Raw genomic sequence first — 12,625 nt, forward strand, 5'->3', positions numbered from 1 at the left:
GGCGACTCCGTGCTCGGCGTCACGTCGGGAACGCTCTCCCGGACGTCCTCCGGCGCCGCCGTGTCCCGCGTCGGCGTCGCCTGGGAGAACATTCCGCTCGCGAAACCGGCCACCGCGAGGATCCCGATCACCGCCCCGGCGATCGAGAGGGCCAGCACCCACCGAGGGCGGCGCCGACGGGGTTCTCCCCGGCCGGGAGAGGTCACGGAGGCCTCCCCGGGCTCCGCACCGGCGCCCACCGCCTCCCGCACCACCCGCAACGGCATGGTCGCCGGCTCGACCACCGGCAGCGGCCGGGTCCTCCCGCCGTCGGCTGCGGCCCGGCCGTCGGCCCCGGCCCCGGCCTCGGTCCAGGTCCCGGCGTCGGCTGCGGCCCCGGCCTCGGCTCCAGCCCCGGAGAGGTCGACGTACGGTCGTATACGCAGGGGGTCGAAGTCCTCCGCGGCCGCCTGCTCGGCCGTACGCGCGTCGCGCAGTGCGTCGGATGCCCGCCGGGTGCAGTCGCAGGAGGGCGTGTTGTCCCGCCCCCTCGGCGCCCCGCACTCCGGGCACCGGTGGACCCCGGTCGTATCCGTCACGGTGTTCGTCCCTCCCCTCACGCTTCTCACGAACCCTCACGAACTCCACAGATTATGCGGGGTACCCACACGCACGTTCGCCGGATTCCCTTGTTTCAGGAGGTGCGAAGAGGGCTCGACGGGCCATACCGGGCGACACCGTCCACGATGGAAGATGGCTGAAAGCATCCCGGGAGGTCTCCATGGCCCTGGACATGACGCACACCCAGGCGAAGGACGCGGAGCACGTACCCGGCAATGTGCTCGTCCCGATCGGTGCGCTGCTCCTCGGCCTGCTGCTGGCCGCGCTGGACCAGACCATCGTGTCGACCGCGCTGCCGACGATCGTCAGTGATCTGGGCGGCCTGGAGCATCTGTCGTGGGTGGTCACCGCCTATCTGCTGGCGTCCACGGCCGCCACCCCGCTGTGGGGCAAGCTCGGTGACCAGTACGGGCGCAAGCGGCTCTTCCAGGCAGCGATCGTGATCTTTCTCGTCGGGTCGGCCCTGTGCGGGATGGCCCGGAACATGGGCGAGCTGATCGGCTTCCGCGCGTTGCAGGGCCTGGGCGGCGGCGGGCTGCTGGTGCTGTCGATGGCGATCGTGGGAGACCTCGTGCCGCCGCGTGAACGAGGGCGCTACCAGGGGCTGTTCGGTGCCGTCTTCGGTGCGACCAGTGTGCTGGGGCCGCTGCTCGGCGGGGTGCTCACCGAGCATCTGAGCTGGCGCTGGGTGTTCTACGTCAACCTGCCCGTCGGCGTGGTCGCGCTCGCCGTGATCGCCGTCGCCCTGCACATACCGCGCAGGACCGCCCGCCATGTCATCGACTATCTCGGCACGTTGCTGATCGCCGCCGTCGCCACCTGCCTGGTGCTGGTGGCCTCGCTGGGCGGCACGACCTGGCGCTGGGGGTCGCCGGGGATCATCGGGCTCGCGGTGCTCGGGGTGCTGCTCGTCTTCGCGTTCGTGGCCGTCGAGCGGCGGGCCGCCGAACCCGTGCTCCCGCTGAAGCTCTTCGGCATCCGCACCTTCACGCTCGCCGCCGTGATCAGCTTCATCGTCGGCTTCGCGATGTTCGGCGCGATGACCTACCTGCCGACCTTCCTCCAGGTCGTGCAGGGCATCTCGCCGACCCTGTCGGGTGTGCACATGCTGCCGATGGTGATCGGCCTGCTGCTGTCCTCCACCCTGTCCGGACAGATCGTCAGCCGCTCGGGCCGCTGGAAGGTGTTCCCGATCGCCGGCACCGGCGTCACGGCCTTCGGCCTGCTGCTGCTCCACCGGCTCGACGAACACAGCTCGACGCTCGAGATGAGCTGCTACTTCTTCGTCTTCGGCCTCGGCCTCGGGCTGGTCATGCAGGTGCTGGTGCTGATCGTGCAGAACTCCGTCTCGTACGAGGACCTCGGCGTCGCCACCTCCGGCGCGACCTTCTTCCGCTCCATCGGGGCCTCCTTCGGCGTGGCCATCTTCGGCTCGGTCTTCGCGAGCCGCCTCGCCGACAAGCTGACCGACGCCTTCCAGGGCGTCCGCCTCCCGGCCGGTGTCACCCCGGACGCCCTCAAGGCCGACCCGCGCGGCATCGCCGAACTGCCGCCCGCGCTGCGCCCGGCGGCCCTGCACGCGTACGCGTCCTCGATCACCGACGTCTTCCTGTACGCCGCTCCGGTGGCCGCCCTCGGCTTCGTCCTGGCCTGGTTCCTCAAGGAGGACCGGCTGCGCGGCTCGGTCACCGCGCCGGACGCGTCGGAGACCATCCCACCCAACCCGGTGCAGCGTTCGTCGTACGACGAGTGCTGCCGGGCCCTGTCGCTGCTCGGCACCCGGGAGGGCCGCCGGGAGATCTACCGGAAGATCAACGAGCGGGCCGGGGTGGACCTGGTGCCCGCGGCCGGCTGGCTGCTGCTGCGGATCCGCAGATACGGCTCGGTGGAGCCGGGCCGGCTCGCCGAGCGCGGGCCCGTCCCGATGGCCGTCGTCCTGGAGGGCGCCCGTCAGTTGGAGGAGCGGCACCTCGTCGACCGCCTGGGCCTCGACCTGACCCTGACCGCGCAGGGCCGCGCGACCGCCGAACGGCTCGCCAGGGCCCGCGAGGAGTCCCTGGCCGACCTCCTCGGCGACTGGTGGAGCCCGGACCGGCCGACCGACCTGGACCGCCTGGTACGCGACCTGACCGACGAACTGTGCGGCACCGAACGCGAACAGCCCCAGAACCCGGCGTCCCGGCGGGCCGGTTGACGAGTTCGTGGGTGATCGTCCGGGACCGGCCTGTTTGCGGGGCGCCGTGCGGGTCACCCGGAGGGCGAGCCGGCCCGTCGGGCCGAGACACCGGAAGGCAACCATGTCCACAGGCTTGATCATCGCGATTGTGATCGTGGCCGTCGTGGTCGTCGTCGCGGCCGTGCTGGCCGCGCGCTCCAGGAGGAGCGGCCCGCACGGCCTGAAGCAGCGCTTCGGGCCCGAGTACGAGCGGGCCGTGGCCCAGCACAGCGGCGACACCAAGGCGGCCGAGCAGGAGCTCGCCGAACGGGTGCACCGCCACGGCGACCTGCACGAGCGGCCGCTGGAACCGGCGGAGCGTGAACGCTACGCGGCCCGCTGGACGACCGCACAGGAACACTTCGTCGACTCGCCGCGGGAGTCCGTGACCGAGATCGACCGGCTGCTCGCCGAAGTGGCGGCGGCCCGTGGCTTCCCGGCCGGTGCCGAGTACGACGACCAGGTCGCCGCGCTGTCCGTGCACCACGCCGACCACGTCGACGGCTACCGCCGCGTCCACCGCGCCGCTCAGGCGCCCGTGGACGGGGCCCAGCAGAACCAGGCGGGTACCGAGGAGATGCGCACGGCCATGATCGAGGCCCGCTCCCTCTTCGAGGACCTGGTCACCCAGCCGGCCGGCGAGTCCGGCCGCCACCGCGCCGGTGTCGGTGCCGACACCGGCGGCCATCCGCATCTGCCCTGGTCCGCCGACCGGAGCCGCCCGAAGGAGAGCTGACCGACATGACCGACGCGAGGACAGGCAGCGGCCGCCAGCCGAGGACCGGCGGCGACATATATCCCGGCGACGACGCGATGCCGGGACGGGCGGACCGCACGACCGAGCGCACGACCGAGGGCACGACCGACCGGGGCGACGCCTCCGGCAGGGGGGTCACCCCCGGGCGTGAGGACATCGCACCGGAGCGTATGGACGACCGGGAAGCGGCGACCGGTCAGGCGCTGCCGGTGGCCGGCGAGGGTCCGGGCCGTGTGCCGGACGCGGCCCGCGACGACCGACCGGCGCGCAAGGACGACCGGCAGGTGCCGAACGACGACCGACGGTTGCCGAACGACGACCGACGGATGTCGAACGACGACCCGCGGATGTCGAACGACGACCGGCTGGCGGCGGACGACGACCGGCTGGCGTCGAGTGACGGCCGGCTGATGCCGAACGAGGAGTGCGGGCAGCTGGAGCGGCGTCTCCAGCACGCGGTCACCGGTTTCGTCGACGAGCCGCGCGCGGCCGTCGAGGAGGCCGACCGGGCCGTCGAGGAACTCAGCGCCCGCTTCACCGACGCCGTCGACCGGCGCCGCCGTACCCTGCGCGGCAGCTGGCAGGACACCGACCGGGACCACCCCGGCTCGGCCGACACCGAACAGCTCCGGCTGGCCCTGCGCGACTACCGCGAACTGGCGGACCGGCTGCTACACATCTGAGTCCGCCGCCGCCTCGGCCGCCGCCCGGCGCTCCCGCCACTCGCGTACGACCTCCTCGACGTCGTACGGCTTCTTGCCCAGCGGGGGCCCGGGCGGCGGCTTGAACATCATGTCCCGGATCTTCACGTTGACCTCCGTGATGAGCTGGCGGACGATCCGCTCCGAGGGGGCCGCCCAGGCGGCCGCCAGAGCGTCCTCGGCCTCCTTGCGCAGGGCGAGGGCCGGAGGCAGCATCGCCAGGCCCTCCCGGGCCATCTTCCTTTTGACCCACCACAGTTCGTCGTAGGGCGTGTCCAGGTCGGCCGGCAACGGCTCGCCCGTGCCCGCGAGTTGATCGAAGTCACCGCGCTGCTGCGCATCGAGGATCTGCTTGTCGACCCAGGATTCGAACGGCACCCCGGGTGGCTTTCGCTCGGTCATGACTTCATTGTGCCGGACGCCACCCCGCCGGGCGTTTTATCATGCGCCGGAGATCCACGAACGCTTCAGGAATCGCGCAGGGGGAACGCACGTGCTCGAACTCACCATGGCCTCCGTGTCCGGGGACGCGGGCGAGACGGCCGGAATGCTCATGGCCGACGCGCCCAGCGAACCGGGCGCCGTGCTGCGAGTGGGCCGCGATGCCTCCGCCTGCCGGCTCACCACGCCCGACGACTGGCTGTTCGTCTCCCGGGTGCACCTGGAGTTCCTGTGCGGGCCCGAGGGCGGCTGGCAGGTCACCTGGCTGCGCGGTTCCCAGGCCGAACCATCCTCCGAGGTACTGCTGACCGTCGGCGAGTACGCCCAGGCCATCGGGTACGGCGGCACGGTCGCACTGCCCCGGGGCGGCTCCGGCGAGATCGTCGTCCGGGACCGCACCGCCCCGCGCAGCGTCAACGTGGGCTTCTACCACGAGGCTTGAGACCCGGCCCCGGCCGGGCCGAGGCCGGGCTAGGCCAGTACCCGGGCCAGGGCGAAGCCGTCGTAGCCCTTGCTGCCGACCGTCTGGATCGCCGTACCGCTCAGCCTCGGGTGGGCGGCGATCAGCTCGATCGCGGCACGGGTGCCGACCACGTCCGGTTCGCTGCTCTCCGCGTCGGCGACCCGGCCGCCGCGCACCACGTTGTCGATGATGATCAGGCTGCCGGTGCGGGTGAGCCGCAGCGCCCACTCCACGTAGTGCGGGTTGTTGGCCTTGTCGGCGTCGATGAAGACCAGGTCGAAGGGGGCCGGGTTCTCGTCGGCGAGCTTGGGCAGCGACTCCAGGGCGGGGCCGACCCGCACCTCGACGAGCCGCTCCAGGCCGGCGCGGGCGATGTTGCGGACCGCCACCTCGGCGTGCCGGGCGCTGTACTCCAGCGAGATCAGCCTGCCGTCCTCGGGCAGGGCGCGGGCCAGCCAGATGGTGCTGTAGCCGCCGAGGGTGCCGATCTCCAGGATGCTCCGGGCGTCCTGGACCTGTGCGAGGAGCTGGAGCAGCTTGCCCTGGTTGGGGGTCACGTTGACGTGCGGGAGGTCGTTGGCCTCGCTCTCACGCAGGGCCGCCTGGAGCGCCTCGTCGTCCGGTGAGAGGTGGCTGGTGAAGTAGAAGTCGACGTCGTCCCAGAGCTGAGAGCCGCTCATGCGTCCGCTGCCTTTCGGATGTCCGGTAACCGTCCACTGACAGCTACCTGCTTAGCACTACTCAGGAGGCGGGTGACTCGGTGATCTCCCGCCCCGGTACCGGACGGAACTCAGCCGATCGGCGCAGGGGGCTGGGCCGGGGGCGGGGGCGGCTGCACCGGCGGCGGGGGGTGTACCGGGGGCGGGGGCAGGGCCGGGCGGCGGGAGCGCCGTACGGCCAGCAGGGAGGTGACCGTGACGACCAGCAGCAGTGCGGCGCCGATCGTGACGAGCCACAGCGGGATCCCGGCCGCCTCGCGCAGCCGGTCCTCGTAGACGACCTGCTGGAGGGAGGCGTCCGAGGACGCCCGGCGCAGCACGTGGTCGTCGGAGATCCGGGACGGGTACGGGAACTCCTGGCCGATGGCCGTCAGATACGGGGTGCCGGCGGCGAGTTCGCGGAGATCGCCGGCCGGACGGCTGAGGCGGCCGGCGTAGACGGTCCTCGGGCGCTCGCCGCCGATCGCCGCGCGCGGCTCCATGCGGTGGGCGGCGAGCACGTACAGGCCCAGCGACTGCGGGGTGGCCGCGAGCCTGGACAGCCGCATCGGGTAGACCGGCCGGTCGCTGGCGAAGGCGAGGTGCAGCGGGTCGAGGGCGCCGTTCAGCGCGGTGCCCGCGGTCTCGGGGGCGAGCCTGACCGCGACGTACTCCCAGCGCTGCTCGACGTACGGCCGTAGCGCGGTGTCCAGGCGGGGCGGGAGCGGGAAGCCGTTGCTGCGCAGCCAGCCGTCCAGGGCGCCGGCGTCGGTGGCGGTCAGCTGGGCCACGTCGAACGGGCCGAGCCGCTGACGGCCGACGACGCCGACGCCGGGGGCGTTCGCGGCGCCTCCGGGCGGGCCGGCCGCCGTGGTGCCGCCGGTGGTGAGGGGCCAGTCGCCGTTCTGGGGCCAGAAGTGGTACCGGGTGCGGTGCACCGGGGCGGTGAGGGTGTGCAGCTCGTCGAAGAGGGCCGGGTCGGCGAGGGCGACGGTGGCGCGGTGCGGGACGGGCATGATCCAGGCGGCGCGGTCGGCGTCGCCGTCGACCGTCAGGCGCATCACGATCTGTTCGCGGGTGCCGTCCCAGCGCAGGACCGACTCCTCCCGGCCGACGGTGACCTGCTGCCGGCCGGCGGTGACGAGGGCGCCGCAGCCGCAGGCGAACGCGGGGGCGGCGAGCCAGCCGAGCTGGATGCCGGTGACCAGGAGGAGGACCGTGAGTAAGCGTCTGCGTCGGCGGGGTCGCCGCTGGCCGATCATGAACCGATGCCCTCCGCCGTACCGTCGATCAGGACTTCAGACGGTATAGCGGAAGGCGTGGTACCTGGGGCCGTTCCGGACAGCCACCGTCTGTCTACCGACGGTACGGGCCGACGGGGCGGATCGTTCGAACGGTGCAGGTGAGTGGGGGGTTTTGCGCAGTTCCCCGCGCCTCTGAGGGGGTGGCTGCGCTCGTTTCGTCGACTGCGGGCCGGTGGGGGCCGAGCGCGCCCGCGCGGCGGAGCCGCATAGGGATGCGGTCCCGCGCCCCTAAAGGGGCGCTTCGACCGACGGTGCTGAACCGGGCAGGGGCTTGCCCGCCGTCTCTGTCATGCGCCAGGCCGCGAAGCCGCCGATGATCGCCGCCGCCATCATGTAGTACGCGGGCATCATCATGTTGCCCGTCGCTCCGATCAGAGCCGTCACCACCAGCGGGGTCGTGCCGCCGAAGAGGGACACCGAGACGTTGAAGCCGATCGACAGGGAGCCGTAGCGGACCCGGGTCGGGAAGAGGGCCGGGAGGGCCGCCGGCATCGCTGCCGTGAAGCAGACCAGGAGGAGGCCCAGGGCGCCCATGCCGAGGCCGACCGCCAGCAGGCTGCCCTGGCGGATCAGGAGCAGGGCCGGGACGGAGAGGAGCAGGAAGCCCGCGCAGCCCGCGGCGATCACCGGGCGGCGGCCGACGCGGTCGGTGAGCGCGCCGGCGAACGGCTGGACGATCATCATCAGGGCCATGACGGCGAGGACCACCAGCAGGCCGTGCGTCTCGTCGTACTTCAGCTCGCTGGTCAGATAGCTCGGCATGTACGACAGCAGCATGTAGTCCGTGACGTTGAAGACCAGGACCAGGGCCATGCACAGGAGCAGGGCCCGCCACTGGCCGGTGATCATCTCGCGCAGGGGGACCTTCGGGCGGGACCGCTCCGACTTCTCGACCTCGGCGGCGAACGCGGGGGTCTCTTCCAGGCGCATCCGCAGGTAGAGGCCGATGATGCCCATCGGGCCCGCGATCAGGAACGGGATGCGCCAGCCCCAGGAGGTGAGGTCGCCGTCGGAGAGCAGGGCCGTCATCAGGGTGACCAGGCCCGCGCCGCCGATGTAGCCGGCCAGCGTGCCGAACTCCAGCCAGCTGCCGAAGAAGCCGCGCTTCTTGTCCGGCGCGTACTCGGCGATGAACGTGGACGCGCCCGCGTACTCGCCGCCGGTCGAGAAGCCCTGCACCAGGCGGGCGGCGAGGAGCAGGATCGGGGCGCCGACGCCGATCGTCGCGTACGAGGGGATCAGGCCGATCGCGAAGGTGCCGGCCGCCATCATGATCATGGTGACGGCGAGGACCTTCTGGCGGCCCACGCGGTCGCCGAGCGGGCCGAAGACCATGCCGCCGATCGGGCGGACCAGGAAGGCCGCGGCGAAGGCGCCGAACGTGGACAGCAGCTGGGCGGTCGGGTTGCCGGACGGGAAGAAGACCTTGCCCAGGGTCACCGCGATGTAGCTGTAGACGCCGAAGTCGAACCACTCCATGGCGTTGCCGAGCGCGGCCGCCTTCACGGCGCGCTTGACCAGCGCGGGGTCGGTGACGGTCGGCGCGGGGTCGGCCGTACGGGGGCCGGGGATCTTGACGGGCGGGGTGACGGCTGTGGCGGTCGCCAAAACGGGGCTCGCCTACCTCTCGACGGGGACGGGGGGCGCGGCCCGTACGGCGCCGGACGGGTCGGAAAGCGACGATAGGAGGATTTGGGTCCGTTACGTCGCGTACATGCATCCGTGCATTGTGCAGCTAAATGCGGTGTACGCAGGGACGTATGCCCGCTCCCGCGGTCGTACGCGGACCGCCCACTGTGATCCTTGTCGCGCTCCACGCGGGCAACCGCGCCCCTTCCGCGCTGTCGTCTTCCGGACAAAACGGGGGCGGACGTCAGGTGAAGAGGGGGTTGCCCGCGTCTCTGACAGAAAGGAATGGGAGCCTCATAGGGGTTCTCAGGGTTCTCAGGGCGGACGAGCGGGGCGGGAGGCCGGCGCGGCGTGGCGAACGTGGAGCACAGGGGGAGACCGGGAGACGCGTTCGGGGGAGCGGAGCCAGGGGCGCGGTTCAGAATGGCCCGGCTCGGGCTGTGGGCGGTGGCCGCGATCCTCGCGGTACGGCAGATGGCCGTCGTCCTCGGCACCCCGAGCGGTGAGCGGCTGACGACTCTGGAGACCTGGGTCGGCCCGGAGGGCGTGCTGCACGTCAACGGCTCGCTGTACGACTCGACCCAGTTCACCGGGTCCCCGTTCGGCGGGCTGGTGCTCAAGCCGCTCACCAGGGCCGCCGAGCAGGCTCTCGGCTGGGGCTGGACCTTCGGCACGCTGCTGCTGGTGGTCGCCCTCGGCCTGGTCGCCGCCCGCGCGCTGCCGCAGCCGGTGAGCCGCCGTACCGCGCTGCTGGCCGCGCCGGTCGCCATCAGCCTGCTGATGCTCTCCCTGCCGGTCCGCAACACCCTCTGGCTCGGCCAGACCAGCATCATCCCGGTCCTGCTCGTCCTGCTCGGCTGCTTCGCCGCCCGCGGGCAGCGCGACGGCGGCCTGTGCATAGGCCTGGCCGCCGCGCTCCAGCCGGCCCTGCTGCTGTTCGCCCCGCTGCTCTGGTTCACCGGCCGCCGCCGGGCCGCCACCGCCTCCGGCGTCACCTTCGCCGCGTGCACGGCGCTGGCCTGGGCGGCGATGCCGCACGACTCGTACACCTACTGGGTCCACCACATGGCCGGCGTCGGCCTCGGCGGCGAGGCCGACGCGCTCGCCAACCAGTCGCTGCACGGCGCCCTGCTGCGGTTCGGGCTGAGCGGTCCGCTGGAGATAGTCCTGTTCCTGGCGCTCGCCGCGACCGTGGCCGTCCTGGCGCTGCGCCGCGCGGTGCGCTACGCCCGGGACGGGCAGCTGCTGCTGGCGGTCGCGATCACCGGCTGCGCGGTGGTGGCGGTGTCGCCGGCCGCCTGGCAGCACCAGTTGCTGTGGGTGCTGCTCGCGGTGGTCGGCCGGACCGGGCGGCGCGCCGCCGACCGGACCGTGTGGCCGGTCGTGGTGGTCATGGTGATGACGCTGCCCGCCAAGGCGCTGCTGCCGAACCAGTCCCTCTTCGTCCCGGTGCGCGACAACGCGGTCCTGCTGGCCGCCCTGGCCGCGGCCACGGTCGTACCGTTCCTGTCCCGCACCGCCCCCGAGTTCGCCCGCCCGGTCCCGACGGACTACGCGGAGCCGGTGCCGGCCCGCTTCGGCCGGGTGCCGCTGGCGCCCTGGCTGCGCCGGGTCCTGACCCGGCCGAACCTCTTCCTCGAACTGGTCGCGATGCGGCTGGTCTACTTCGCCTACCAGCAGATCCGGCTGGCCGCCGCCGGGGACGGGGACGGCACCTCCGGGCGGGTCCGGGCCGAGCACCACGGGCACCAGATCCTCGACATCGAGCGGTTCCTGCACCTCGACATCGAGCACTGGGCCAACCACGCGGTGTACGGCATCGGCTGGCTGCGGGACTTCTTCGACTTCTACTACGAGTCCTTCCACTTCGTCGTCCCGCTGACCGTCCTCGCGGTCCTCTACGTCCGCCGCCCGGTCGACTACCGCTGGGCCCGTACCGCCCTCGGCTTCGCCACCGCGTTCGCCCTGATCGGCTTCTGGCTCTACCCGCTGGCCCCGCCGCGTCTGCTGCCGGGTCTCGGCGTCATCGACACGGTGCACGGCCCGCAGGACTTCGCCAAGCCGGACTACGGCACCCTCACCGAGCTGACCAACCAGTACGCGGCGATGCCCTCGCTGCACTTCGGCTGGTCGCTGTGGTGCGGGATCGTGATCGCCGTCGTCGCCCCGAAGTGGTGGCTGAAGGCCCTCGGCCTGCTCCACCCGCTCCTCACGGTCTCGGCGATCATCGCCACCGGCAACCACTGGGTCCTGGACGCGGTGGGCGGTGCGGCGGTGGTGGGCGCGGGCTTCGGCGTCGGCTATCTGCTGCAGGGTCCGCGGGCCCTGCGGGCGGCGGGGGCCGACAAGGAAGACCGGGAGCCCCGGGAGCCGGTAACGGTGCCGGCTCCCGGCTGACGCCTGCCGGCGCTGCGCGCTCGGCTGGAGGCGCCGCGATGCGCTGTCGTTCGTCTGCGGCGCCGTCGTGGCTGGTCGCGCAGTTCCCCGCGCCCCTTTGGGGCGCTACAGCCGCTGGATGATCGTGCCGGTTGCCAGGCCGCCGCCCGCGCACATGGTGATGAGGGCGAACTCCTTGTCGGTGCGCTCCAGTTCGTGCAGGGCGGTGGTGATCAGGCGGGCGCCGGTGGCGCCCACCGGGTGGCCGAGGGCGATCGCGCCGCCGTTGACGTTGACCTTGTCCAGGCTCTGCTCGAAGACCTGGGCCCAGCTCAGCACCACCGACGCGAACGCCTCGTTGATCTCGACCAGGTCGATGTCCTTGAGGGTCATGCCGGCCTTGCCGAGCACGGCCCGGGTCGCGTCGATCGGGCCGTCGAGGTGGAAGTGCGGGTCGGCGCCGACCAGGGCCTGGGCTACGATCCGGGCCCGCGGGCGCAGCTTCAGGGCCCGGGCCATCCGCTTCGACGCCCACATGATGGCGGCCGCGCCGTCCGAGATCTGGGAGGAGTTGCCCGCGGTGTGGACCGCCGTCGGCATCACCGGCTTCAGGCCCGACAGCGCCTCCATGGACGTGTCGCGCAGGCCCTCGTCCTTGTCGACCAGGCGCCACATGCCCTGTCCGGCGTGCTGCTCCTCCTCCGTCGTCGGCACCTGCACGGCGAAGGTCTCCCGCTTGAAGCGCTCCTCGGCCCAGGCGTACGCCGCCCGCTCCTGCGAGAGCAGCCCGAGCGAGTCGACGTTCTCCCTGGTCAGGCCCCGGTGGCGGGCGATGCGCTCGGCGGCCTCGAACTGGTTGGGCAGATCGACGTTCCACTCGTCGGGGAAGGGCTTGCCCGGCCCGTGCTTGGAGCCGGAGCCCAGGGGCACCCGCGACATCGCCTCGATCCCGCAGCTGATCCCGACGTCGATGACCCCGGCGGCGATCATGTTGGCGGTCATGTGCGAGGCCTGCTGCGAGGAGCCGCACTGGCAGTCGACGGTCGTGGCCGCGGTCTCGTACGGCAGCCCGACGGTCAGCCAGGCCGTCCGCGCGGGGTTCATGGACTGCTCGCCGGCGTGGGTCACCGTGCCGCCGACGATCTGCTCGACCGCGTCGGCGGGAATGCCGGTGCGGCCGAGGAGTTCACGGTAGGTCTCGCCCAGGAGGTAGGCGGGATGCAGATTGGCCAGCGCGCCGCCGCGCTTGCCGATGGGGGTGCGTACGGCTTCGACGATCACGGGTTCCGCGGCCATGGGGGCTCGGTCCTCTCCTCGGTCACCCGCGCGGCGCAGGGGCGTCCCGGCCCGGCCCGCCACGCAGAACTAGAACGCGTACCAGTTCTGTGTGCAGTCTGCTGACAGCTCGTCCGCAACCGCAAGGGGGTTGCACGCAATTGGG

At 72.3% G+C, this 12,625-nt stretch carries 10 protein-coding genes and 1 pseudogene; 5 read left to right on the forward strand and 6 right to left on the reverse strand.

Features of this window, described 5'->3' with window-relative positions:
- Positions 1–578 (reverse strand): annotated as a pseudogene (locus tag ACFWXC_RS28015) (peptidoglycan-binding protein); the annotation flags it as partial.
- 182 nt (positions 579–760) lie between these two features.
- On the opposite strand from ACFWXC_RS28015, the gene ACFWXC_RS28020 reads away from it, so the two are divergent.
- The 3 genes from ACFWXC_RS28020 (at position 761) to ACFWXC_RS28030 (ending at position 4,255) form a co-directional block, all read left to right on the forward strand.
- Entirely contained in the window at positions 761–2,794 is a 2,034-nt protein-coding gene (locus ACFWXC_RS28020; RefSeq protein WP_384483059.1) for a DHA2 family efflux MFS transporter permease subunit, read from the forward strand.
- 103 nt (positions 2,795–2,897) lie between these two features.
- Positions 2,898–3,551 carry a hypothetical protein gene (locus ACFWXC_RS28025; RefSeq protein WP_384483060.1) on the forward strand — a complete coding sequence of 218 codons (654 nt, stop codon included), beginning with the start codon at positions 2,898–2,900 and terminating at the stop codon, positions 3,549–3,551.
- Positions 3,552–3,556: 5 nt separating this feature from the next.
- The gene (locus ACFWXC_RS28030; protein WP_384483061.1) at positions 3,557–4,255 is read left to right on the forward strand and encodes a hypothetical protein; all 699 of its coding nucleotides are present in this window, start codon (positions 3,557–3,559) and stop codon (positions 4,253–4,255) included.
- On the opposite strand, the gene ACFWXC_RS28035 is transcribed toward ACFWXC_RS28030, so the two are convergent.
- Entirely contained in the window at positions 4,244–4,675 is a 432-nt protein-coding gene (locus tag ACFWXC_RS28035) for a DUF1992 domain-containing protein (protein WP_384483062.1), read from the reverse strand. The genes ACFWXC_RS28030 and ACFWXC_RS28035 overlap by 12 nt on opposite strands.
- 91 nt (positions 4,676–4,766) lie before the next feature.
- On the opposite strand from ACFWXC_RS28035, the gene ACFWXC_RS28040 reads away from it, so the two are divergent.
- Complete coding sequence (locus tag ACFWXC_RS28040; protein WP_351731661.1) at positions 4,767–5,156, forward strand: hypothetical protein; 390 nt, start codon at positions 4,767–4,769, stop codon at positions 5,154–5,156.
- A 29-nt stretch (positions 5,157–5,185) separates the two neighbouring features.
- On the opposite strand, the gene ACFWXC_RS28045 is transcribed toward ACFWXC_RS28040, so the two are convergent.
- From ACFWXC_RS28045 to proP, 3 genes are all read right to left on the reverse strand, one after another.
- A complete protein-coding gene (locus ACFWXC_RS28045; RefSeq protein WP_384483063.1) occupies positions 5,186–5,857 on the reverse strand; it encodes an O-methyltransferase in 672 nt (223 codons plus the stop codon).
- 110 nt (positions 5,858–5,967) lie between these two features.
- Positions 5,968–7,137, reverse strand: a complete 1,170-nt coding sequence (locus ACFWXC_RS28050; RefSeq protein WP_384483064.1) for a DUF2330 domain-containing protein — start codon at positions 7,135–7,137, stop codon at positions 5,968–5,970.
- A gap of 270 nt (positions 7,138–7,407) precedes the next feature.
- Complete coding sequence (gene proP, locus ACFWXC_RS28055) at positions 7,408–8,787, reverse strand: glycine betaine/L-proline transporter ProP (RefSeq protein WP_384483065.1); 1,380 nt, start codon at positions 8,785–8,787, stop codon at positions 7,408–7,410.
- Between the two features lie 372 nt (positions 8,788–9,159).
- Between proP and ACFWXC_RS28060 the strand changes: the two genes are divergently transcribed.
- Positions 9,160–11,205: a phosphatase PAP2 family protein gene (locus ACFWXC_RS28060; protein WP_384483066.1), complete on the forward strand. Its 2,046-nt coding sequence runs from the start codon at positions 9,160–9,162 to the stop codon at positions 11,203–11,205.
- A gap of 105 nt (positions 11,206–11,310) precedes the next feature.
- Here the strand turns inward: ACFWXC_RS28060 and ACFWXC_RS28065 are convergent, their stop codons facing one another.
- On the reverse strand, positions 11,311–12,480 hold the full coding sequence (locus ACFWXC_RS28065) for a steroid 3-ketoacyl-CoA thiolase (RefSeq protein WP_384483067.1): 1,170 nt from the start codon (positions 12,478–12,480) through the stop codon (positions 11,311–11,313).
- Positions 12,481–12,625: the final 145 nt, after the last annotated feature.

Origin of the sequence: Streptomyces sp. NPDC058683 (genome assembly GCF_042716195.1) — a bacterium.
Lineage (GTDB): Bacteria > Actinomycetota > Actinomycetes > Streptomycetales > Streptomycetaceae > Streptomyces.

Coding starts and splice junctions, on each gene's coding strand:
- ACFWXC_RS28020 (WP_384483059.1), top strand. CDS start 761: ATGGCCCTGGACATGACGCACACCCAGGCGAAGGACGCGGAGCACGTA.
- ACFWXC_RS28025 (WP_384483060.1), top strand. CDS start 2,898: ATGTCCACAGGCTTGATCATCGCGATTGTGATCGTGGCCGTCGTGGTC.
- ACFWXC_RS28030 (WP_384483061.1), top strand. CDS start 3,557: ATGACCGACGCGAGGACAGGCAGCGGCCGCCAGCCGAGGACCGGCGGC.
- ACFWXC_RS28035 (WP_384483062.1), bottom strand. CDS start 4,675: ATGACCGAGCGAAAGCCACCCGGGGTGCCGTTCGAATCCTGGGTCGAC.
- ACFWXC_RS28045 (WP_384483063.1), bottom strand. CDS start 5,857: ATGAGCGGCTCTCAGCTCTGGGACGACGTCGACTTCTACTTCACCAGC.
- ACFWXC_RS28050 (WP_384483064.1), bottom strand. CDS start 7,137: ATGATCGGCCAGCGGCGACCCCGCCGACGCAGACGCTTACTCACGGTC.
- ACFWXC_RS28065 (WP_384483067.1), bottom strand. CDS start 12,480: ATGGCCGCGGAACCCGTGATCGTCGAAGCCGTACGCACCCCCATCGGC.